Genomic DNA, 23,356 nt, shown 5'->3' on the forward strand with positions numbered 1-23,356 from the left:
GGCACGGTGTCGGTGATCAACGACAACAGCAATCCTACGAGTAAAGCGCAATGCAAGGACCACGGCTGGATGAACTATCCAGGCCCCACTGCCGAAGACCGGTGCCGTGGTTGGGATCGACCTCGCCACCGGTCCCAACGGCCTTGCGTATACGTCGCTCGGCGAGAAGATTGACAACCCGGCCTATGGGAGGGCGATCGGGGCCAAGCTTGCCGCCGCCCAGCGGGCGGTGGCCCGGTGCAAGCGCGGGTCGAGACGCCGCTACAAGGCGTGGGGTAAGGTCTTCGCCCTATACCGGAAGGCTCAAAACCAGCGGCATGACTATCTCCACAAGGCGGCTCGGCGCCTCGTGGAGGGTTACGACATCATCGTGGCCGAGAAGCTCAACACCGCCGCAATGACCCGCCGGCCGGCACCCCGGCCCGACGGAGCCGGGGGCCACGAACCCAACGGAGGGCGCGCAAAGACCGGGCTCAACCGATCCATTCTCGATGCAGGCTGGGGAATCTTCCTGAACATGATTAGCGCCAAGGCTGAAAGTGCCGGGCGTGAGTTCATCCAGGTCGATCCCGCCTACACGTCCCAGACCTGCAGTGCATGCGGGCACCGGGACGCGGCCAACCGGAACGGCAAGGATTTCCTCTGCCTTTCGTGCGGGCACCGGGACGATGCCGACGTCAATGCGGCGACGAACATACTCAGGGCCGGGCTGGTCCTGCGGGACACGGCGTAAGCCAGGTCACGAGAATCCCGCGTGCGGGGAGGTCACAGCCGAAATCCCCCAGCAAGGGAGATGTCACAGCCATCCTGAAATCCCCGTTTCCGGGAATGTCACAGCCGTCCTGAAGTCCCTCCCCCAGCCGGGGGATCTCCTAGCCCACCGGGCGTAGCCGTACCCGCGAGCAGATGGGACGTGGCGTCTAGTAGCCGGGAAGATCCTCGGGAATCAGGTCGGGGTCCATTGTCTCCTCCATGGAAGTAGTGCTCCACCGACAGCGTTTCCATATCTGGGAAAAGTAGCCCGAGAACACCAGGCCGACATCCCCGCCGAGCGTGGTTTCCCTTTTGTGGTTGCCGTGCGGACGGTATGACCCCTGAGGCGCGGGGTCTGGTGTTTGCAGGTGGCAGAACGCCCACGAGGGCCTATGTGTGCCGCTCACGTACGGAACAGTTCGGCGACGGCGGGGAACTCGGCGGGGCCACTCCTGTGGTTGAACGGCTCGCCGTCCAGCCCGTAAGCGAAGGGTTTGCCGCCAGGAGTGGCACGGCTAATAGGCAGGCCGTTAAGCATCGCCCACAGCATTGTTTCCATACGCATTTCCGGAATCTTCGCAAGGTCCCGAAGGACCGCTTCAGGATCGTCCAGTGCTCGCCGGTGTTCCAGTTCACTGTTGCGGCGTTGGGTCATGGGCATGAGGTGATCGGGGCGAACGCACAGCGAGTTCCTGCAGACGTGATCAAGTGTCAGGCCATTGCGGTGACCGCCGATGAAATTTCCGTAGGAGTAGCGGTGTGCGAGCCAGTCATGGTTTCCGATGCTGATGACTCCGTACCCAACCGGTTCCCCGCTCGACCCGAGGGCGACCTTGTTACGCCGCCCCGTCCATGGCCAGCACCCAAACAAACCCGGGAGGCCGGAGAGGGTAGGCGTGATACCCGCAAGGAAGTTGTCGAGAGTGCGGTCGATGGCTTCCGGCTTGCGCAGTGGTTCCTTCAGCAGCAGGTGCTCGTGCATCCTGCAGTAGCCTTGGCGGGAGTGCGCTGGCTTTAGTCGTGCCTTGCAGTCCGCGGCCTTGCATTCCGGCTTCTTGCGTCGCTCCTGGCGGTAGTGCATTTCACAGAGCCCGTTGGCGTAGTGGGGGCGAGGTTTCTCATGCCGTGGAAGCGTGCTCATGCAGCGAGTGCAGCTGCGACCGTACTGTGCCTTGGGCCTTCCCATTTCCTGCCTCACCTGTCCTATATAACTCCGCACCCACATGCTACCGTCTCGTCGTCGACCCACTGAAAACACGGGATCAGGACACGAATGGCTGGTTTGGCCACTGGATGAGTTAGGGCAAAAGCGGGGCCGTTCGGAGGTGCAATCCAGGAGGCTCCGTGCTACCTGGCCCATGGCGACAATCGCTCACCAGTGTTGGTGGGGTTCCGCAGGCACCATGAAGTGCCTCCAGGAGGGGGCCGTTCCCGGGCCGGCGGACGGCGCCAGGGCCGTCGTACTCCCAGCAATCGGTTGGGCCTCGATGGTACCAATTGCAAACACCCAGCCGGATACCGTTCGTCGCCACGCCCACCGTGGACGAACGCGGGCCACGTGCAGCGTGATCTTTGCGCCGCCGGGGGTCCCATCCGGTCGGGGTGGGACGAGCTCCGCCGATGCACCATGCAGGCTGCGTAGTCGGCGCGGCAGGAGCCATTCCATTAACAGTTCAGGTTCCAAGGCCATTGGAGGACAGGGCGCCACCACCGTCGTTAGAAAATGCCCTCCTCAGGCTACCCACAGCGGCCCCGAGGATGGTGCCTGAGGGACGGAACTGTCGACAAGCGGCTGGCGCCTGGAGCAAGAGGGCATTGGTCGTCGGAATCCGAACTGGTGCCCCCAGGAAAGCCCGTGCGCAAACGTGGGAAAGTATCGACTCGCCGGTAACGGCATTTCGTTGTATCGGCGTCCGCGCCCGCGCAGAGTCTCGACAGGATCCATGGCGGACCCATCTCCCGAGCGCAATAATGTCAGTCCTGTCTGCTCCACTGGTGATACATGAAAGATTGCTGGGTGAGAGGACGAACAACATGACGGTGGAGACGATCCGAAGCGAACCTGGATTCGCTGACTTCAACGGTCCTGGTGCCCCTGTGGTCCGCCCACAACCCGGCGCTGACAATCTGGCTCAAGTTTCCGACCTTCTGGCCCTCACTCAACGCATAGCCACCCCTTTCGGCTGGAAGTCGCTGGCCGATCTCACTATTGGCCATTTCGTCTATGATGGCCGAGGCAAGCCACAACGGGTCGTCATGGCGACTCCCGTCTTCAAGGACCTCAAATGCTACGAGGTGACGTTCGACGACGGTCAAGAGGTCACGGTGTCGGCCTCACACCGGTGGACCGTCGAGACCCGCAACGGCCACGACGACGGCTTCGTCGAAGTAACCGTCTCGGCCGAGGAGCTTGCGCGCATGAAAGGCAACCGCCGGTCCGCGATCAGCATCCCCAACGGCGTCCGCCTCAGTGACGACATTGGCCTTCCCGTCGATCCGTACTTGTTCGGCTACTGGCTCGGTGACGGTTACGCTGCCAACGGCGCCATTGCAGTAGGCCGCCAAGACATAGAGGAAGTAACTTCGCTCCTGGTGGGCACAATGCGCCCTTACGAAACGATGTCCTCCGTCTACTACGACTACAACCTTTCCCATTTTCTTAACATAAGGAATATCAAGAAGCCCTCCCGCGACGCCATCGACCAATCGTTGTTCCAGCGCTTGCGAACGCTCGGAGTGTTGCGCAATAAGCATGTCCCGGACCTTTACCTCTTCGCAGGCACCGAGCAGCGCCGTGCCCTGCTGCAGGGCATGGTCGACTCGGACGGGAGCGTCACACCCAAGAAAGGACAGATTCACTTCACCAACACGAACCGACGCATCATCGAAGGTTTTGTCGAGATCGCTAGATCACTGGGATACAAACCCAGCGTGCGTGACCACTGTACGTCGGGGTCGGTGGCGGTCTTCCAGGTCGCTGACGGCAAGCCGATCGCCCGGATCGGGCGGAAGCAGGCACGCGTCATTCCCGGTGGGCGCATAGCGTCACGCCGGTATATCCGGTCCGTAGTGCCGGTCGAATCGGTCCCTTTGAAGGGGCTCGGCATCGAAACCGGTAGCCAATCGTTCCAGGTTGAGGGCGGCATCCTCACACGCGGCTTCTAGGACACACGCGAGATCGTCCCGCCGCCCGCTCGGACGCCTGTGCGTCTGCTCCCATGTGCAAGCGGACCATCGGGCACCTGCGTCTCTCCAATGTCGCGCAGGGCAGGAGACGCCCTCGCGTCTCCGTGCCAACACCCGCCTCTGGGGTCAATCCGCGCATTTGCCGTTCCAACGTTGTGCAGCACCCTGGCGGCATTCCCGATGTCTTACGGCGAGTCCTACGGGCCAGATCGACCCTGCCTGCCAGCGTGCCAAGGCTTCCATGCCGCGCCTACCTCTGGTGTCAGGCGGCTCGAACTGCCACAACCCTTCTGATGGGGGGGGGCAACTCGTTGCGCTTTCCGGAGACCACCGGTCGGGACGCGCCCTGAATTAGTGCCCGCGCTGCACGCGAATCCGGTGAGGATGCACAAGCAACTGGGCTGCGCGCGCTGTGGACGCCGCGTTGGATCCGCTTGCGCGGACGGGAGTGCCTTTGACGGAAGCCCGGCTCGACTGTCGTCCAGATTCTTAGATATCAATAGGAAGCCAAGACGCTAGCTGGCGTGGCCGCTGGATATGGACCGCCAGAACTACAAGCGGACGCCGAGGGGCCTTCGGGCCCGCCTCCGAACGGGCCGCGTCCAGTCGAGCTTCCACCCCCTGTGGGTCCACAGCGGGCGCGGGCAAGGCTAGCCCGGCTGTACCGTCAGCCGCCCGAGCCCTTCACAAGAACCTGCCCTCGCGCCGGGCGGCATCCCTTGCGATCGTGCGGTGGGTCTTGCCTAGCTCCTTGCCAGTCTCGAGGCGGAAGCAAGTTTCGCCTACCGGGGCGCCGCAGACGGGGCAGGGTGTGAGCTTATTAGTCTCCTTGACCCGGGGTTCCCGTGGCGGGCGTGGCTGACGGGGCTGCCTCACTTGTCCATCCTCTCGATAGTCGCTCTTGGTCCCCAGCCTACGCCGGTCTGGCACCTCGCGATTGGAGGCCAATTCTCAAAGAGCTATGCACCCCCGCTAAGACGAAGACGCCAAGGTCGTTGGGGCGAGAAATTGCCGTGCTGCCGGGCCAAATAGGGTGGGCCTACGCGGCTGCCTCCGATCAGATACCAGCCGTCGCTTTAGCTCATTTCTATTTTCGAAATCAAGAAGGATTATCCGCTGTGGCCCAGGCTGCAGCTACAGCGGTGTCCGTTGCAAGGGGGGTATACCCCCTTCGACGTCAGCTCCCGGCCCGGCGGTGACAGCGCCTGGGGTGCCGTACGGGTTCAGAAGCGATTAAATATGATTTATTGCATTCGTCGGTAGAGCAGGCTGAGCCCCGGCACGTATCACTCCTCCATCGAGCAGTCGGCCCGCAAGGCCGACAGGTCAGGAACCCCATCCCCGTCATCGGCACCTCGAGTGTCGAGGACATACGGCCGGTGGCGGTCACGTACTCGAGACCCACGACGGTCGCGCCGGATTCTGGTTGAAGGAGCACCGGCTCGACTGGGCCGGAGGCGGGAGCGGAAAGACTCAATCCTCCGGCTTCCTGCAGGACGCGTCTCTTCGAAATGAGATCTGTCTGATCATGGAAAGCGACTACGAGACCTTAGATGCTCGGTATCGAAGGTTAGGGCCTGTTGGTTGAACCGATAGCGTGCACTGTTCGTGCCCGGCATGAGGAGCGACCAGTACGCAGACGGAAGGCCCCTGAGGGAAAGCCTTCCGTCTGCGCTGTGAGCGCTTGGTACTTGGTTGCAGTCGTGGTAATCCGCCGCTCGGGTGCTAGAAGCGGCACACCGTTTCGAAACCGCTTGCACCTCCCGTGACCTTTACTAGTGCACGGCGGCGTATGAAAGCGGCGATTTCGTCCACTTTCTGTTCTCCACGCTGGACACGGCCTGCGGAAGTCAGCAGTCCGTGGGCGTATCCGGGGAGGTGCTGATAGTGCACTTCCGTCCCGGCCCGCGCCATGGCCGCAGCAAAGTTCGCGCCCTCGTCGGCAAGCGGATCGTTGTCCACGGTGATGACGAAAGCCGGTGGAAGCCCGGCGGGCAGCTGCGCGAGGGCGGGGCTGACATCGGGCAGTGTTCGATCCGTTCCTTCCGGCAAGTAGGTATCCGCGAACCAGGCGACGGTGTCCGCTACGAGGGGGAACCCCTCGCCGACGCGCGCGTAGGAGCGGGTGGACATGGTCAGGTCCACCATCGGGTAGATCAGGACCTGGGCCGAGACGTGCACGGGGCTGTTATTTGTCGCGTTCTCGATGGCCAGGACCGCGGCCATCTGCCCTCCTGCACTGTCGCCGACCAGCACGGCGTTGGATATGTCCAGGCCGTGAACCTCTCTTGCAGAGAAGAGCCAGTGAAGTGCGGCGCGGCTGTCTTCGATGGCTGCCGGATACGGGTGCTCCGGGGCCAGCCGGTAGTCCACAGCCACGACTGGCAGGCCGGTCAGGGCGGCAAGCCTGCGGCACAGCCCGTCGTGGGTGGAGAGACTTCCCATGACCCAGCCGCCTCCGTGGAGGAACAGCACGACTGGGGTGGGACCTCGGGAGACCTGAGGGTCGTAGACGCGCACGCCGAAGTCGTCGACGTTGAAGTCGGAAACGGCAGACAGCGGGTCTCCGATGAGGCCGTTTGCGGCGCAACTGCGCTCATACAGGTCACGCACTTCGCTCACGGTGTAGGTGTGGAAGGAGCGTCCACCGGAGGCCCGGAAACCCTCCAAGACCGCGGCTGCGTCCTCAGCAACGGGCCTTCCGGTGAACGGATCGTGGTTGGTCATTTGCCTGGACCGGTCTCGGCCAGCTGGAGGTAGTCGTCGAGCTGGAGATCCTGTGTGTGGGCCCGGTACTCGTTAACGGTCCCGGACCAGTTGTTGATGACTCGGCCGTCCTCGTTCTTGTACCAAGAGGAGCATTCGGAGGAGAAGGCGGACTTATCGAGCTCTTCCTGGACGTGGGCGTTGAATTTGTCGAGAACGCTGCGGTCGACTTCCAGTATCCGCGTTTCATCGGCAGCGAGGTATTCGACGGCCTGGGAAATGTATCGGTGCTGGGCCTCCAGCATGGACACCACTGAGTTGTGGTTGAGGTTGGTGTTCGGCCCGTAGACCAGGAAGAGATTGGGGAAGTTGTCAACGGTGATGCCGAGATATGCCTCCGGTGCGTTTCCCCACCGCTCGTCGAGGCGGATCCCGTCGCGTCCTGCGACGCGCATCGACCCCTGGAATGCGTGGCTCTTGAAGCCGGTGGCGTAGATGATGACGTCAAACTCGTGCTCGACGCCGTCGGCGGTGAGGATGCCCCTCGGCGTGAACTCTGTGATCTTCTCGGTCACGAGTTCCACGTTCTCGCGGGTCAGTGCAGGGTAGAAATCATCGCTGCGGAGGATGCGCTTGCAGCCGAAATCGTAGTCAGGCGTGAGCTTGGCACGGAGTTCAGGATCTGCAACCTGCGCTTCGAGGTGCTGCCGTGCTTGCTGGACGCCTTCCTCGGACGCGGCCGTGTGCCGGCGGGTACGTTCGAACCCAGCCTCGCGGAACTCGTGGATCTCCTGTCGCTTCTGACGGTAGATCTCAGGGTCCGCCAGGAACGCCGCAGTCTCCTCGTCGCTGAAAACGTACTGATCGCGGGGGAGGATGTAGTTGGCGGACCGCTGGAACACCGTGAGGTTTGAAGCGATCTTGGCCACTTCGGGGACATACTGCACGGCGGTTGCCGCAGAGCCGATCGATGCGACACGCTTGCCGGTCAGGTCCAGGTCGTGGCGCCAGGTGGAGGAGTGGAAGGCCTCGCCCTCGAAGGACTCGATGCCCGGGAAAGCCGGGATGTTCGGTTCGTTCAATTGGCCCCAGGCTGCGACGACGGATCGGGTCAGGAACCGAGCGCCGTCGGTGGTGTGCACGGTCCACAGGAGGCGCTCCTGGTCCCATTCGGTTGCCGTGATGTTCCGGTTGAAGCGGATGTGCTTTCCGAGGCCAAACTCTTCAACCAGAGACCGCAGGTAGCCCTGAAGTTCCTGCTGCCCGGCGAACATCCGGGAGACCTTCAGGTTAAGGAAGTAGCTGTAGCAATAGACGAGCGCCTGGGTGTCACAGGCGGCACCGGGGTAGGTGTTCTCGCGCCATACACCACCGACATCAGCCCCGCGTTCGAGGATCAGAAAGTCGTCCAGACCGTCCTGGACGAATTGGGCTCCCTGGCCCAGACCGCCGAAACCGGCCCCGATAACAATGGCGCTATAAACATGGTCGTTCTTGGATGACATGGTGTTTTCTCCTCAGGGGTGGGATGTCTTATGGATTAGGAAAAGGTGATGATCTGGCGCAGAGCGTGGCCGCCGTCGAGGGTGTCCATCGCGAGGTTGATCTCCTCGAGCGGGATTGTGTCTGATACGAGACCCTCAACAGCCAGTTGCCCGGAGCGCCAAAGGTTCTCGTAAATCGGGATGTCATGCGCCGGCACAGCTGAGCCGAGGTAACTGCCGACGATGGAACGCGCCTCGGCAGTCAGGGCAAGAGGATCGATCGACGCAGGTTGACCGGGGGCCGGCAGCCCGACGGTTACCGTGATGCCTCCCGGCTTCGTGAGGGCGATGGCCGCCTCAAGGGCGCGGGGATGCCCGGCGGCTTCAATGACAGCGTCAAACTTCTCACCGCGTTCCATGGCTGTTTCGGAATTCATGGCATCAACTGCCCCGAGCCGGAGTGCGGCTTCCAGCTTTGCAGGCATCGTGTCGATTCCCACGACGTGCTCGACACCGACGGCTTTGGCAGTGATCAGCGCAGCCATGCCAACGCCGCCCAGCCCGACGATGGCCACCCGGGTGGAGGGACCGGGCTTGGCAACATTGAGGACGGCTCCGCCACCGGTGAGGAGTGCGCAGCCGAGCAGTGCAGCAACATGCGCCGGAACGTCGGCTCCTACGGGCACGACTGAGCGACGGGAAACGACGGCATGGGTGGCAAAGGCGGAGACTCCCAGATGATGATTCACCGTCTGCCCGTCCCTGGAGAGCCTGCGCGAACCGCCAAGCAGCGTTCCTTCGGTGTTGGAGGCGGTGCCCTTCTCGCAGGGCGTCCTGCCGTTGGACCGGCATCCGGCGCACTGCCCGCAGCGGGGGAGGAACGTCATTACCACACGCTGGCCAAGCGAGATGCCATCGACACCTTCACCCAGCTCCTCCACGATCCCGGCGGCTTCGTGGCCGAGCAGCATCGGAACCGGGCGCGGCCGGTTTCCGTTGACCACCGAAAGATCGGAGTGGCACACTCCAGCGGCCTCAATGCGCACCAGGATTTCGCCGGGGCCCGGTTCTTCAAGCTCCACGTCGCCCACTCGAATGGGGCGGGATTTCGTGTACGGGCGGTTCGCCCCGATGGCTTCGAGGACCGCACCGCGGATAGTCCTTGTACGGCGCGCTGTTTCGGCTACGGGGCTTATATCTTCGATCGTCACGATCGTCCTCTCAATGACGGGAGGAACGATGGAGTGCAGCCGCACTTCGCAAGATGCGATGTGCGGCTTCCACCGCTCTCCGGGGACAGATGCTTATCCAGATGGAAGGTTTCCAACAAAGGACTGTCCATCGAGCGTAGGCATCCGCGCGCCACCGGTCATGATACGAAACGTCAAAAAGCGATGAAACCTTTGTACGAACTGTCAAATTTGGAGGGAAACACCCGAACCCCCGTGGGCGTACTTAACCGGAAAATGCGCCCCGCCCCACCGCCAAGGAGGGAACAACGCCCAATGCTCTATGCCGCTCCAAAGGCCTGCCGACACCCGTGCTCCGGCGTGAGCTGATTACGAGGGGAAAGCGCCCCGTCTCGAAGAGGGTAGGGGCACCATTCGTCCTCAGCTCATGCCAGAGCTCTGCGTTCGTCCCCTTAGCGCCAGCCACAACTGGGCTGCCACATCCGGATCGTCCAGGTCGGCGCCGAGGAGTTCGCTGGCTTGCCCGATTCTGTATCGAATCGAGTTCCTGTGGACACCGAGTTCTCGCCCCGCCGCCTCCCATTGGCCTCGGTGCGCAAGGTAGGCGCGGACGGTTTCAAGCAAGTTGCCCGGATGTGCGCTAAGTTTGTCCACCCATTCATCTGTTGGCAGATCGAGCCCGTGGCCGACCCGCACCAGCTGGTCGGCCGGGGCTGAAGCGGCCACCTCGGCGACTTGGGCCGCAATTTCGTGTAGTCGCCGCAAGGGCATAGGGCCACCCCATGCTCCCCGGACGCCCGCGGGGAGGAGGGGCCGGGTGCCCGAAGCCGATTGGAGGACGAACAGGGCATCCTGCCGTTCAAGCACCAGACCGTACTGATGCAATTGTGCTGCCAGACCCTCAACACGGGGGAGCGCGACCAGGAATGCTGTCTCTGGCAGAGGATCCGACTCCATCTGTTTGGCCAACAGGCGTGCGGCGTCGTCGTGCCCTTCGAGAACGAGCGCGGCAAGCATGCCTTCCGCGCGACGGCGTTCCGCGGCTGCGTGCCGCTGGCCCGCCGCCCTTGCGGCGAGGAGGGTCGAAGCAGTCAGGAATAGGTGGCGTTCTGCTGCCGCAAGCTGACCACTTCGACCCAGAGCGAGATAGCCGGAGGCGGCAGGGCCACTGGAGACGGGATACAGGGCGGCGGTTCCGGATGCGAGCTGGATGTTTCCTGTGGCTCCCTGCCGGGCCGTCCGGAGGTTGGCCGATTCTCGGACCAGATCCGCCAGCAGGCCGGCGGGCAGCTCGCCGCTTGTGGCGGCCGTTGAGGGTGAACCGTCGCCCTCCGGGAGATAAGCAACCCAAGTGCCGAGCGCACGGGAGAGTTCGCGGACGATTTCCGGTTCGGCATCGTCCTGGGCCGCGGCGCGCGTCAGGGCCACCTGCAGCCCGAGCAGCGCCGTTAGCTCCGCCTCCCCGCCTTGCCGAACAAGTTCCCAGTACGCTCGGGAAACGGCAAGAAAGGGTGATTCGCGGGGCACCGTCAGCAGTGGAAGGCCGGCTTCGGTGCACGCAGCTCGAAGCTCATCCGGCACCATGGCATGACCTGAGCCAAGACCAAGGCCGAGGGCGGCAACTCCACCGTCGACGAGGCGACGAACATAGTTTGTGCAAGCGTCGGCGCGGGTGGCGCTGTCCAGGCCACTCAGCTGGAGTCCGACGGTCAGGAGTAGCTCGCCACCATAGAGGAAGACTGTGGGGTCCTCGAGCTCGGACACGTGAACCCCGGAGAGCTCGACGCGGGGGAGCGGGATCGGCCAGAACGGCACCAGGTCGCGTTGTGCTGCTGCAACAAGTCGGGCGAGGGTGATCATGCGCCAATCATAAGACCGTTTGTATGTTCCGTCATGCATGCCTCTGATCCTGGATAGATCATCCAAAGACAGCGGGAGTGTGCGTCCCTATCGTGGAATTTACTACACGAGGAGGACCTATGACCGTCACGCCAGAAATCGCCCTTAGCCCCGTCAATGACCCTGCCAGCGTCCAAGCGGCAGCCCGCCGCTTGCTCACTGAACTCCCCGGGCCTCGTTCCCGTGAGCTGGAGGCCGAGCGTCGTCGACACGTTACGGATGCCTTCGGCATAACGCAGCCCATATTCATCGACCGGGCGCTCAACGCCATGCTCGTTGATGTTGACGGAAACCACATCATCGACTTCGCGTCCGGCATTGCCGTGACGAGCGTTGGTGCAGCGAACCCGCGGGTTGCCAAACGTGCCGCCGCCCAGCTTGAGCGGTTTACGCACACGTGCTTCATGGTCACGGAATATTCGTCGTTCGTCGACGTTTGCCGGTGGCTCAACGAGAACACCCCCGGCGACTTCGACAAGCGGACCGCCCTCTTCTCGACCGGTGCGGAAGCGGTCGAGAACGCCATCAAGATAGCCCGCGCCGCCACCCGACGCCCCAACGTCCTTGTCTTTGACGAGGCCTACCACGGACGCACCCAGCTCACGATGGCCATGACCGCCAAGGAGAACCCCTACCGGCTCAACTTTGGTCCGTTCCCGGAATCTGTCTTCCGGGGTCCGACTGCACCGGCTCACAGCTCCCCGAATGGTCCCGCTTCCGCTCTCAAAGGCGTAGAGGCGATTCTTGCCGAGTACGGGCCGGAGACCTTCGCTGCGATGGTCATCGAGCCCATTCAGGGAGAAGGCGGGTTCATCGTCCACGCCCAAGGCTTCCTTGCCGGATTGCGCGAAATCGCCACTCGCCACGGTATCGTCCTGGTCATCGACGAAATCCAAGCCGGTATGGGCCGCACAGGCAAATTGTTTGCCTCCGAACACGAGGGCATCGCCGGCGACATCACGCTCACGGCAAAGGCACTCGGAGCAGGCCTGCCGCTCTCCGCTGCCACCGGACGGGCCGAGTTGATGAACGCCGTCCATACCGGAGGCCTGGGTGGAACTTATGCCGGCAACCCGGTCGCGTGCGAGGCTGCGCTGGCCGTCTTCGAACTCCTCGGAGACGGCACCCTTCTTGAGAACGCCGTACGCGTGGAGGCCGCGGTTCGAGCAAGGCTCGAACCGCTGCTGACCTTGGAGGGTGTCTCCGATGTTCGTGGCCGGGGTGCCATGATGGCCATCGAGTTCGGAGACGACGCGGGACCCCGCGGGGACCTTGCCGTCGCCGCGGCCAAGAAGGCCAACACCCACGGCGTACTGACATTGACATGCGGGACGAACGGCAACGTAATCAGGCTGCTTCCGCCGCTCGGGATCGAGGCTGACGTTCTTGACGAAGGACTTGCCGTGCTGGAGGCATCCATTCGCTCGGTGCTCTCATGAGTGTTCCGGGAGGGTGGCACTCAGGAGAACGATGAACGCGCAAACAGACTCCAGTGCCCCCCTCGCCGGGATCCTGGTCGCAGACTTTTCCCGCGTGCTCGCAGGCCCGCTTGCCACCATGACCCTTGCAGATCTTGGAGCCAGGGTCATCAAAGTCGAGCGGCCGGGCACCGGCGATGACACCCGTCAGTGGTCCCCGCCGTCCTCGAAGACAGGGGCAACTTACTTCGAGAGCGTGAATCGGAACAAGGAATCGATCGTCCTTGACCTGAATAACCCCGACGATCAAGCCCTCGCCCGGGAGCTAGCCTGCCGGGCCGACGTGCTGGTCGAGAATTTCAAACCAGGCGGCATTGAGAAGTTAGGCCTCGGCTATGAGGCACTCGCGCAAGAGAACCCTGGGCTCGTCTATGCGTCGATCTCCGGGTTCGGTTCCGGCGGCGGACGGAATCTTCCGGGGTATGACTTCATCGTCCAAGCCCTTGGTGGGCTCATGAGCATCACCGGCGACCACCAAGGGGACCCTTTCAAAGTGGGTGTTGCGTTGGTTGATGTGCTGACTGCCAAGGATGCCACCATAGGCATCCTCGCCGCCCTTTCCGCCCGCACCACCTCGGGGCGGGGCCGCCGGGTCGAAGTCAACCTGCTTTCAAGCCTTCAAGGCGCACTGGCCAACCAAGGCCAGGCGTATCTGGGGGCGGGGGTGCTGCCAAAGCGTATGGGCAACGACCACCCGTCGATTGTCCCGTACCAGCTGTTGGCAACTGCTGACGATCCCTTGGCTGTGGCTGCAGGCAACGACGGTCAGTTCGCGCGGCTATGCGAGGCAATCGGCTCCCCGGAGCTCGCTGTTGATCCGCGATTCGCGACAAACTCAGCGCGTGTCAGGTACCGCCGAGAGCTCGTCCCCCTGCTCGAAGCCGGGCTGTCTGTCGCCGGCGCCCAAACATGGCAGGACAAACTGGTTTCAGCCGGGGTCCCGGCAGGGCGGGTTGCCAGCATTGGAGAGGGCCTTGAGTACGCCGAGAAACTGGGTCTTGCTCCGACGATCGCCGTGCACGACGCCGACGGCGCAATCGTCGGGCACCAGATCCGCCACCCCATAACGTGGACGCCGCCGCTGCCCCAACGAACCCAGGCACCTCCCGCACTCGGCGAACACACTCACAACGTACTGAGCTGGCTACGCAGCCCCAGGACCGGGAACACTGACGACAATCTATAAGCGCAGACCAACCCCTAGTCACCAAGCCCAGGAGGGACCATCATGACCCTTGCCCCCACTTCCGCAGGCATCCACGATTCCACCACCGTGGATCCTTCCGACCTGGTTTCGTTCGACACACTACTCAGCGGCGAGGAGCTCGCCCTGCGCGACCGGGTCCGGGCGTTTGTCCAAGAGCAGATCAAACCAAACATCGCCAGGTGGTACGAGGAGGCCAGGTTTCCCCTCGAAATCGTGCCTGAATTTGCCAAGCTGGGCCTGCTCGGCATGCACCTCAAAGGTCACGGATGCGCCGGGCAGTCGGCAGTTGAATACGGCCTCGCCGCAACCGAGCTCGAGGCCGGTGACTCCGGGCTTCGGACGTTCGTATCAGTGCAGGGATCGCTGGCCATGACGGCCATCGCCAAACATGGCTCGGACGAACAGAAGGACGAATGGCTCCCGCGGATGGCTGGCGGGGAGGCGATCGGCTGCTTCGGACTCACCGAGCCCAGCGCTGGCTCAGACCCCTCCTCCATGACCACCTTTGGCCGCCGAGACGGTAAAGACTGGATCCTGAACGGCACCAAGCGCTGGATCGGACTAGCCAATGTCGCTCAGGTCGCCATCATTTGGGCCCAGACGGAGTCCGGGGTGCGCGGCTTCGTTGTCCCAACCGACACACCGGGTTTTAAGGCAACTCCGATCGAACCGAAACTTTCGATGCGCGCCTCGATCCAATGCGAAATCAACTTGCATGAGGTGCGGCTTCCCGCCGAGGCAGTCCTACCGAACGTGACTGGCCTCAAAGGCCCCTTCGCGTGTCTCAACGAAGCGCGCTACGGCATTGCCTGGGGCACGATGGGAGCAGCCAGGGACGCCTTCGAAGACGCGCTCAACTACTCCAAGGAGCGACTCCAGTTCGGCCGGCGTCTTGCTGGCTATCAGCTCACCCAGCAGAAGCTCGTGGATATGGCTTTGGAGATCAACAAAGGATTCCTCCTCGCCCTGCACCTCGGCAGGCTCAAGGACGCCGGCAAATTGCAGCCCCACCAAATCAGCGTCGGCAAGCTCAACAACTGCCGGGAAGCAATCAAGATCTGCCGCGAGGCCCGAACGATCCTCGGCGGAAACGGGATCACCCTCGACTACTCCCCCCTTCGCCACGCCAACAACCTTGAATCTGTGCGGACATACGAAGGTACAGATGAAGTCCACACCCTGATCCTCGGCCAAAAGCTCACCGGGACAGGTGCCTTCCGGTGACCATGGCCGCGGAACGCAGCGCCGCACGGAACACCGGATCCGCCGGCAAAGTCGAGGCTCCCGCACTGCTTAAGCTCCTGATAGCCGGCAGGTGGGTCGTCGGCGACGGGCAGCGCCTGGCCTCCCGGAATCCGGCCAGCCCGCAGGAACTGGTCGCCGAAGGGCAGACGGCCCTGGCTAGCGATCTGGAACGCGCGATGAGCGCAGCCCGCGCATCACAGCCGGAATGGAGCCGCACACCGATTCATGAACGGGGCGCCGTGCTCATCCGCGCCGCCGCCGCGTTGGAAGAGCAGGCGTCCGGCTTGGGTCTGGAACTTTCGAGAGAGGAAGGCAAGACACTTGCGGAAGGCACAGCGGAAGTGCTGCGCGCGGTACAGATTCTGCGCTACTACGGCAACGAAGGCGACAGGGTTGCCGGAGAGCACTACGCTTCACCGCGACGCGGCGAACGTATTCTCATTACGCGGAAACCGCTCGGCGTAATTGGCGTCATCACCCCCTTCAATTTCCCGATTGCAATTCCGGCATGGAAGATTGCCCCGGCACTCGTGTACGGGAACACCGTGGTGTGGAAACCGGCCTCAACCGTCCCTCTCCTTGCGATGCGTTTGGCCGAAGCTCTGGCCAATTCCGGCCTGCCTTCCGGCGTCCTCAACATGATCATTGGGTCCGGCTCAATCGGCACGGACCTCGCGCGAAGTCCGGGTCTTGACGGGATAACGTTCACCGGCTCGCCAGGCATTGGACGTGGATTGGCCGCCGAGGCGGCGTTGCGCGGGTTGCCCATGCAAGCCGAAATGGGCGGCAAGAACGCCGCCATGGTGCTCCCAGACGCAGACCTTGACCTGGCCGCGGAACAGGTGCTTTTCGGAGCATTCAGATCAACGGGGCAGAAGTGCACGGCAACGTCCCGCCTCATCCTCGCCGATTCCATCGCCGACGAGTTCCTAGAGCGCTTCGAGGCCCGGCTCGAAAACTGGCAGACCGGAAACCCCACAGAACCATCCGTCCACATGGGACCGCTGGTCAGCGAGGGAGCCCGCATGTCGATTCTCAATGACATCACCATCGCCATGGAAACGGGAGCCGAAGCCATCGCCGGGACATCTTCGGCTAATCCTCTTGCCGGCACGGACGGCGCCTTTCTCGCACCCACGGTGCTCGAACTTCCTCGCGGAAACGTGGGCGCTGCGAACATCGCGTGGCGCAAGGAACTATTCGGCCCGGTACTGGCAGTCCGTAGGGCAGCATCAACAGACGAAGCGTTCGCTTGGGCGGAGGATTCCGAGTTCGGTCTGTCCGCATCCTTGTTCACCCGCAACATGGCCATAGCACTGGAAGCGATTGACGCCCTCAACGTAGGCATCCTTCACATCAATTCGGAATCCGCAGGCTCAGACCCTCACGTGCCGTTTGGCGGGGCCAAGAAAAGCAGCTCCGGACCCAAGGAACAAGGCTCCGCGGCTAAGGAATTCTTTACACACACGACTACGGTCTACCTACGAGGGTAGGGACGGAACCAGGATCATGTCACAAACACTGTCACGCATCTCTTCAGATGATTCATCCAGCAGTCCCGGGACAAAGAGAAGCATCGAGTCTTTTGGGGTAGTCGGGGCCGGACGAATGGCGACCCAACTTGTCCTGCTCGCCGCCGAAAAGCTCCGTGTTCCGGTTCTCATCAGCGACGTCTCTGCAAGTCGCGTCACCAATGCACTTGATGAGATGCGCAATCGCCTCAACCGCCAGGAAGCCAAGGGCCGACTCGCGACGGGTGAAGCAGCAGAGATTTCAGGGCTCATCCATGGCTCCACCGATCCTGCGGACTTCAGAAGTTGCGATGCTGTCATCGAGGCAGTCTTCGAGGAGTTGAGCACTAAACAAGCTGTACTTCGACAACTCGAGGAGTCAGTCGCACCGGACGCGCTCCTGCTCACGAACACCTCCTCATTGTCGGTTGCTGCCATGGCCGGGGTGCTCAAGCACCCCGAACGCGTCCTCGGATTCCACTTCTTCAATCCCGTGGCCGCATTGCCACTGCTCGAACTGGTCCGCACCCCCTTCGCGTCAGACAGAGCCGTCGCGGATGCCGGAGACCTCGCCACCAAGCTCGACAAGACCGCAGTTCACGTCTCGGACACACCCGGATTCGTCGTAAATCGCATCTTGACCCGGATCTTCTCGGAAGTCCTCGCCGAGATCGACAAGGGAAGCCACCCGCTCGATGTTGACCGCGCCCTGGATCCCTGGGGTTTGCCCATGACACCGCTGGCTTTGATCGGATACATCGGCCCCGCCGTTCAGCAGCACATCTCTGATACGCTGCATCGCGCCTACCCGGACCGCTTCCACCGATCGGCCGCGCTTTCCTCGGTCGTCGAGGCACGGTTGCCCAGCTTCTTCGATGAAGAGGGCGCAGTTCACCCCACCGCTTTGACTCTGCCTTCGGAGCCGCACGGAACAGACCCTGACCGCATCCGCCGTCGGGTCAGAGACGCGCTAGCCGAAGAGGTCCAGCTAATGCTCGACGAAGGCGTTGCCGCAACGCCCGGTGACATCGATCGCTGCATGGTCCTTGGTGCGAACTTTCCCCCGACTGGCCTGGCATGCCTGTCGTGACGCACATCCCATCGAGCGGCCAAGGACGAACACGCCAACGCAGCCAACGCCTCGATTGCGGAGTACGCGTACGAAACCAGATGAAAGCGCCTGCCAAGACAGTCCAGATGGCGTCGTGATCGTCGGCGCCTCCAGCACGGCTCACGGCCGGTTCCTCGGTCAGCTCTCCACCGTATCTGCCGTAGATCTGGGAGGAGCAGCCATTGGCGGCGTGCTGACCAAAGCCGGAATCGACCCTTCTTGGTGAACGCCGTCGTCATGGGACAGGTGCTTCAGTCAGGCACGGGTCAAAACTCGACCCGTCAGAGCGCAGTCGCTGCAGGAGTGCCGTTGTCGGCTCCAGCGATCACTGTAAACAAGGTCTGCCTCTCCGGGATGTCCGCGATTATCGAGGCCGCGAGGATGCTCTGCGTAGGTGACGCGACAGTCGTCGTCGCCGGGGACAGAAGTCAATGAGCCAAGTTCCTCGCCTCCTGCCCCGACCCGCGCCGGAATCCATGTGGTGGGTTGGACGTTTCTGACGCCGCGGCACACGAAGGACTGACGGACGCATTCACGCACGATGCCATGGGACACTGGCAATCGACAACCGGACACCTCGCGCGAGCCCCTTGCCCGGCTGCAGCCTGCTTTCTCTCTGGAGGGAACGGCGACGGCAAGGAACGCGTCACCATTGATTGACGGGGCTGTAGCGCTCGTGTTCACCTGGCGGGAGACCGCCCAATTGCTCGGGCTGCCAATCTTGGCGGTCTTGCGGGCCCATGCACAAATCGCCGGTGCGGATACCTCATTTCCCGACAAGCCTGCCAGGGCCATCCAGACTGTACCTGAACGTGAAGCATGGGAGGCTGACCTCGATCTGGGGGAGATCAAAGAGGCCTTCCAATCGGCGCGTCTGGCGCCCGGTTCTATAGTCACGGCAGTACACGCACTCATCCCCGCGGTACAAGACGAGCGGCGGCAGCGCTTTGCGGAGGCGGATGGCAGGGCGACGCCATACTCCTGGAACGCTGATGTTCAAGCAAACGGAACAGGGGCTCCAATACCGCCTCGCCGGACAGGCAGAACTGAACCGGTGAAGTCGTGGAAGTCCGCTTAGGAGACATGGTCTTAAAGGAAGTCACTGTCAGCGCCCAACGCACGGCCGCTGGATTCTAGGCCCCGGCGGTGATGCTCGAATCCATAGTAGGGCTCCCGTCGACAGGCCGATCACGCGGGATCGAAGACCGCCCACATGGCCACTCCGTTACAGAGCGCGCGGATTCGCCGAGCGGCTGTCTGTTCCGAGACGCCTGTTGCGGTTCTATGCTGAGTACTCGTTTCGCTAACTTGACTGCTGATTGCGGAATCGCCCGGCACCTTTCGGTGCCGGGCGATTCCGTTGGTTCGGGGATTTCGGGCTATCAGCCCCAGTGTGAGGCAGAGCGCCTTAGCATGCTTGCCCGGAACTGTGAGGTTGTTTCGGGAAACAGTTCCCCGGAGCCCCAATCCAGAATGACTCCGTGGCGCCGAATGACGTCTAGCAGATCCAGTTCGCCTGCCCGGTACAGCTGGGCGATCAGTACAGGATCGGTCGCCAGCCAGCCGTGCCTTTCGGACCGAATATGCTCGCGGAGGCTCTTGCTTTCAAGCTCGTCCACCTCGAACAGGTCCAGGTCCTTGTCGATCTCGCGAACGACCACTCCGTAGTCCTTGGCTGCCCGTTCAATCGAGACGTAGTCATCAATGACGTCGTCGAGAACCTCATCAAAGGGTCGCTCCAGTGGATCGCCGTATCCGCCGCCGCCCGCGGACGGTCTGGTGAAAGAGTCTCCGGACATCAGGGGCACAGCAGAGAAGTTGGAACCGAGGAACCTCTCCTGTTCCGTGCCCTTGTTCATCCACACGCCATGTGGAATGGAAGGCAATCCACCCTCGATGCCCCAAGTGATGGACCGCGCCCGGTCGCAGCAGTAGCTCATCACGGTGTTGGTGGCATCTACTAGGATGCCGCCCTTCTCGATGCCGAGGCCGCCGCGGAACCTACCCGGGCCACCGGAGTCCATTCCAATCTGGTGGACGGTGGTAAGGACCGGGGAAAGCCGCTCCTGGCCTTCTACCGGCTGAACGGCGAGACCCGGGCCGAACACCGGTGCGGTGGCACTCGAGCCGTCTTTGCTGGCGCGCCCGCCCCAACCGCCGGCCATCCAGTCGTACCACATGAAGTAGGGGTTGTCGGCGGTGCGGCCATCCCTGCCACCGACCAGGAGATACTCAAGGTTGAAGGCGCAGGCCATGGCACGGTCGGGCATGATGCCAGACCAGAGTTCGAAGATCCCGTTCATCAGCTTTTCGTAAGGGCCGGAGCAGAAGCCTGTTACGGCATACGGCCAGCCGGCGTTTACAACAGTTCCCTCAGGGCCGATGATCGCTTCAACCGCGGCGTAGAAACCTGAGTTCAGCGGGACGTCCGGGAAGAACGTTTTGGTGCCCGCGTAGATAGCGGAGTGTGTCGTGCCGTAACCAGAGTTGAGGAACGTCTCCACGGCCGGGGCCGAGCCCGTCAAATCGTAGTGGATCCCCTTGCCATCCAAGGTCAGCTTGATCTTGATGGGGACCAGGCCCTCGCCCTTGCCGGGATCGAAGTCGATGTAGTCGGTTGTCTCCCACTCGCCCTGCGGGAGATCCTCCAGCCGGCGTCGGACAATTCTTTCCACGTAGTCCTGAGTCTCCTGCATCGCGGCCACGACTGTCTTCTTGGAGTACTTGCCCACGAGTCGAAGGATTTCCCGTTCGCACGCGGCCGTAGCTTCTGACTGGGCATGGAGATCACCCATGGCCTGTCGCGGAGCCCTGGTGTTGGACACGAGGAGTTGCGCGACGTCGTGAAGAAATGTGCCCTTGCTCCAAACCCGGACCGGGGTGATGCGCAGGCCTTCGCCGAAGTGCTCCTTTGCGTTCACGTCAAAGGAGCCGGGAACATTGCCTCCGATGTCGGCCCAGTGTCCTTTATTTTGGGCGTACGCGATGATTTCCCCGTCGGAGAAGATCGGGCGGATGAAGCTGACGTCGTTGAAGTGGGTTCCGCCTCTGTAAGGGTCGTTGATGGCGAAGACATCGCCAGGATGGATGTCCTGTCCGAACTCTTCGATGATGGCCTTGCACTGGAAGTGCAACGTGCCAACATGCACCGCGATGTCGCCGCTTCCCTGCATAACAGTATTTCCTCGGGCGTCGCACAGGGCGGACGAGAAGTCGCGGGAGTAGATGACGAAGGAGTAGCAGGTTCTGAGGATCTGCTCGCTCATCAGGTCCACGCTGGTGACGAAGGCATTTTTCAGCACCTCGAAGGTCACAGGGTCAAGCCCTGAAGCCTGACGGACGCCGGAATGTGCAGCGTGCAGATCCGGCCTTGTGGCTACGTCGGTCATGGGGTTAGCCTTCCTGCTGCTCTTTGAATTCGGTGAGGTGGATTCGGATGTTGAGCCAGTCGTCGATCTCAGCCGTGGTGCGTGGCGGAACAACCGTCGTGGAGTCCAGTTGGTCGATGATGGCCGGACCGGCGAACGTGGCGCCGGCGCCGAGCTTCGTGCGGTCATATACGGGGGTCTCCACCCAACCGTCTTCGCCGAAGTAAACGGGCCGAATGGACTCGGGCTCGCCGGGCTCCGATACCCGCACCCTCGCCGGGACGAATGTTGGCTTGGGCGTCTTGCCGATGGCTGACAACTGGAGCTGGTAGATCTCAACAGGCTGATCGTCCTGGTGGAAGGCGAATTCGCGCTCGTGTTGCTGATGGAAGCTTTGAATCGCTTCCTCAAGAGCGCCCTCTCCAGCGCCGATGTTAACGGCCAGGGAACGCCATTGTCCCTGGTAACGCATGGATATGATGCGCTGCAGTACCGAGTTCTCCTCGGATACGCCTTCGTGCCGGAGCCGGGCCGAAGCCTCCGCCTCCAGCGCCCTGAAGTGCTCTTCCAAGTCTTCGGGGTCGGCGTCCGCAGCCAAGGCAGTGTACATGGAGGACAGATCGTGGCGGATGTCGACCAGGAGGCATCCCATGGCCGAGGTCACACCAGGGTTCGGCGGAACGACGACTGTGGGAATGTTCAATTCCTTGGCCACCTCGGCGCCGTGCAAGGCTCCTGCCCCGCCAAAGGCAATCAGCGCAAAGTCCCGGGGGTCGTAGCCCCGCCTGATGGAGATGAGACGAACGGCGTCAGCCATGTTGGCGTTCGCGACCTGGAGGATCGCGTGGGCAGCCTCTTCCTTGCTCATGCCAAGCGGATCGGCGATAACCTGTTTGATCGCTGCTTCGGAGAGTCCCCGGTCCAGCGTCTTGGCGCCGCCGGCGAGGGTGGAGCCGAGCCGGTTCAGGAGAACGTTGGCGTCACAGTTAGTGGGTTGTGTACCGCCCATGTCGTAGCAGGCCGGTCCAGGATCAGCGCCGGCGGACTGTGGTCCGTTGCGCAGTGAACCCGCGATGTCGATGTGTGCGATGGAACCGCCGCCCGCCCCGATGGTCAGGACTTCGATACTGGGGAAGACGATCGGGTGACCATATTCAACTTGCCATTCCTTGGTGATTCGAAGTTCACCATCGGAGACCAGCGCGATGTCTGTGGAGGTGCCACCCATGTCGAGACCAACAGCGTTTTCATAGCCACATTGCTGGGCAATGTGCTTCGCCGCGATGGCTCCTGCAGCGATACCGGACGCCGCCAGGCGGACTGGGTAGCGCTTGACCATGCGGGGCGTCATGGAACCGCCGCCTGAATGCAAGAGCAGCAGGTCGCCGTCGTATCCTCCGTCTTTGAGCTCATCCGCAAGACGGTTTACGTAACCCGATACCAGCGGCCCCAAGACTGCGTTGGAAACCGCGGTGTTGAAGCGGTCATGCTCGAAAATCTCGGGAAGGATCTCGGCCGACGTCGACACTGTGGCGTCAGGGAGCTCCTCTTCGAGAATCTTTCGCATACGGATTTCGTGTTCCGGGTTGGCGTAGGAGTTGATAAAGCAGACGGCGACTGTTGCGACGCCGCGCTTGCGCAGCACGGCTGCCAGGCGGCGTGCCTCGACTTCATCCAGGGGGGTGATGACGTTTCCGGCGAAATCGATGCGCTCGGTGACTTCGAATCGGTCGCGGCGGCGGATGTAGGGCCCCGTTACGTCGTTGTAAGCATCCCAAAGATCGTCCTTTGTTCCGTCTCGGATCTCGATGACGTCCCGGAAACCCTTGGTGGTGACCATCGCCGCGGCAGGAAAGTTTCGGGTGATCAGTGCATTCGTGGCCACAGTGGTGCCATGCGAGAAAAGAGTGACATCTTCGAGGTTGATCTCGGCGCGCTCGACTCCGCTCAGGATCGCCAGCATGGGATCGGCGGGGGTGGACGGCACCTTGGTGACGCGCATGCTCTGCGTATCCTCGTCAAAAATGCAAACGTCTGTAAATGTGCCGCCCACGTCGACGGCGACTCTGACATTGGACATCTAGTTCCTCCAGATAGGTGGTTGGGTAGGAACAACCTTCCGCTGTGATGTGAGTCTCTGTCACTGGCGGAAGTAAAATAATCGGGAAGGTCTGTTGTAGAAATTACAGGCAGCCTTCAGTTCTGCTGTTTCCCGCCA

The 23,356-nt window shown here is 62.4% G+C and carries 16 protein-coding genes and 2 pseudogenes; 10 read left to right on the plus strand and 8 right to left on the minus strand.

Annotation, left to right across the window (positions count from 1 at the left end):
• Positions 1-88: 88 nt before the first annotated feature.
• Positions 89-733: an RNA-guided endonuclease InsQ/TnpB family protein gene (locus tag QRN51_RS17030; protein ID WP_284991072.1), complete on the plus strand. Its 645-nt coding sequence runs from the start codon at positions 89-91 to the stop codon at positions 731-733.
• 423 nt (positions 734-1,156) lie between these two features.
• Here QRN51_RS17030 and QRN51_RS17035 read toward each other — a convergent pair whose 3' ends face one another.
• Positions 1,157-1,894, minus strand: a complete 738-nt coding sequence (locus tag QRN51_RS17035; protein ID WP_284991021.1) for an HNH endonuclease — start codon at positions 1,892-1,894, stop codon at positions 1,157-1,159.
• An 893-nt stretch (positions 1,895-2,787) separates the two neighbouring features.
• Here QRN51_RS17035 and QRN51_RS17040 point away from each other — a divergent pair.
• The gene (locus tag QRN51_RS17040) at positions 2,788-3,918 is read left to right on the plus strand and encodes an LAGLIDADG family homing endonuclease (RefSeq protein WP_284991022.1); all 1,131 of its coding nucleotides are present in this window, start codon (positions 2,788-2,790) and stop codon (positions 3,916-3,918) included.
• Positions 3,919-4,623: 705 nt separating this feature from the next.
• Here the strand turns inward: QRN51_RS17040 and QRN51_RS23475 are convergent.
• The 5 genes from QRN51_RS23475 to QRN51_RS17060 form a co-directional block, all read right to left on the minus strand.
• A complete protein-coding gene (locus QRN51_RS23475; RefSeq protein ID WP_502870873.1) occupies positions 4,624-4,869 on the minus strand; it encodes a zinc finger domain-containing protein in 246 nt (81 codons plus the stop codon).
• 795 nt (positions 4,870-5,664) lie between these two features.
• A complete protein-coding gene (locus QRN51_RS17045; RefSeq protein WP_284991023.1) occupies positions 5,665-6,666 on the minus strand; it encodes an alpha/beta hydrolase in 1,002 nt (333 codons plus the stop codon).
• Entirely contained in the window at positions 6,663-8,150 is a 1,488-nt protein-coding gene (locus QRN51_RS17050; protein ID WP_284991025.1) for a flavin-containing monooxygenase, read from the minus strand. The genes QRN51_RS17045 and QRN51_RS17050 overlap by 4 nt, the downstream gene beginning before the upstream one ends.
• Positions 8,151-8,185: 35 nt before the next feature.
• Positions 8,186-9,340: an alcohol dehydrogenase catalytic domain-containing protein gene (locus QRN51_RS17055; protein ID WP_502870874.1), complete on the minus strand. Its 1,155-nt coding sequence runs from the start codon at positions 9,338-9,340 to the stop codon at positions 8,186-8,188.
• A 399-nt stretch (positions 9,341-9,739) separates the two neighbouring features.
• Positions 9,740-11,179 carry a PucR family transcriptional regulator gene (locus tag QRN51_RS17060; RefSeq protein ID WP_284991026.1) on the minus strand — a complete coding sequence of 480 codons (1,440 nt, stop codon included), beginning with the start codon at positions 11,177-11,179 and terminating at the stop codon, positions 9,740-9,742.
• Between the two features lie 119 nt (positions 11,180-11,298).
• On the opposite strand from QRN51_RS17060, the gene QRN51_RS17065 reads away from it, so the two are divergent.
• From QRN51_RS17065 to QRN51_RS23385, 8 genes and pseudogenes are all read left to right on the plus strand, one after another.
• A complete protein-coding gene (locus QRN51_RS17065) occupies positions 11,299-12,657 on the plus strand; it encodes an aminotransferase class III-fold pyridoxal phosphate-dependent enzyme (RefSeq protein ID WP_284991028.1) in 1,359 nt (452 codons plus the stop codon).
• Positions 12,658-12,688: 31 nt separating this feature from the next.
• Positions 12,689-13,882, plus strand: coding sequence for a CaiB/BaiF CoA transferase family protein (locus QRN51_RS17070; RefSeq protein ID WP_284991029.1), 1,194 nt, complete (start codon positions 12,689-12,691; stop codon positions 13,880-13,882).
• A 42-nt stretch (positions 13,883-13,924) separates the two neighbouring features.
• On the plus strand, positions 13,925-15,127 hold the full coding sequence (locus QRN51_RS17075) for an acyl-CoA dehydrogenase family protein (RefSeq protein WP_284991030.1): 1,203 nt from the start codon (positions 13,925-13,927) through the stop codon (positions 15,125-15,127).
• A 2-nt stretch (positions 15,128-15,129) separates the two neighbouring features.
• The gene (locus tag QRN51_RS17080; protein ID WP_284991074.1) at positions 15,130-16,641 is read left to right on the plus strand and encodes an aldehyde dehydrogenase family protein; all 1,512 of its coding nucleotides are present in this window, start codon (positions 15,130-15,132) and stop codon (positions 16,639-16,641) included.
• Between the two features lie 16 nt (positions 16,642-16,657).
• Complete coding sequence (locus QRN51_RS17085; protein WP_284991032.1) at positions 16,658-17,749, plus strand: 3-hydroxyacyl-CoA dehydrogenase family protein; 1,092 nt, start codon at positions 16,658-16,660, stop codon at positions 17,747-17,749.
• 115 nt (positions 17,750-17,864) lie between these two features.
• Positions 17,865-18,205, plus strand: a pseudogene (locus QRN51_RS23375) (thiolase family protein).
• 106 nt (positions 18,206-18,311) lie between these two features.
• Positions 18,312-18,398, plus strand: a pseudogene (locus QRN51_RS23380) (hypothetical protein); the annotation flags it as partial.
• Positions 18,399-18,634: 236 nt separating this feature from the next.
• Positions 18,635-18,763, plus strand: coding sequence for a hypothetical protein (locus QRN51_RS23385; RefSeq protein ID WP_350225001.1), 129 nt, complete (start codon positions 18,635-18,637; stop codon positions 18,761-18,763).
• Between the two features lie 389 nt (positions 18,764-19,152).
• Here the strand turns inward: QRN51_RS23385 and QRN51_RS17095 are convergent, their stop codons facing one another.
• Together QRN51_RS17095 and QRN51_RS17100 are read right to left on the minus strand one after the other, a co-directional pair.
• Positions 19,153-21,159 (minus strand): hydantoinase B/oxoprolinase family protein, encoded by a 2,007-nt coding sequence (locus tag QRN51_RS17095; RefSeq protein WP_284991034.1) that lies wholly within the window; start codon positions 21,157-21,159, stop codon positions 19,153-19,155.
• Between the two features lie 4 nt (positions 21,160-21,163).
• Positions 21,164-23,218 (minus strand): hydantoinase/oxoprolinase family protein, encoded by a 2,055-nt coding sequence (locus QRN51_RS17100; RefSeq protein ID WP_284991035.1) that lies wholly within the window; start codon positions 23,216-23,218, stop codon positions 21,164-21,166.
• Between the last annotated feature and the right edge of the window lie 138 nt (positions 23,219-23,356).

The sequence above is a fragment of the Arthrobacter sp. efr-133-TYG-120 genome, from assembly GCF_030209785.1.
Classification (GTDB): domain Bacteria; phylum Actinomycetota; class Actinomycetes; order Actinomycetales; family Micrococcaceae; genus Arthrobacter.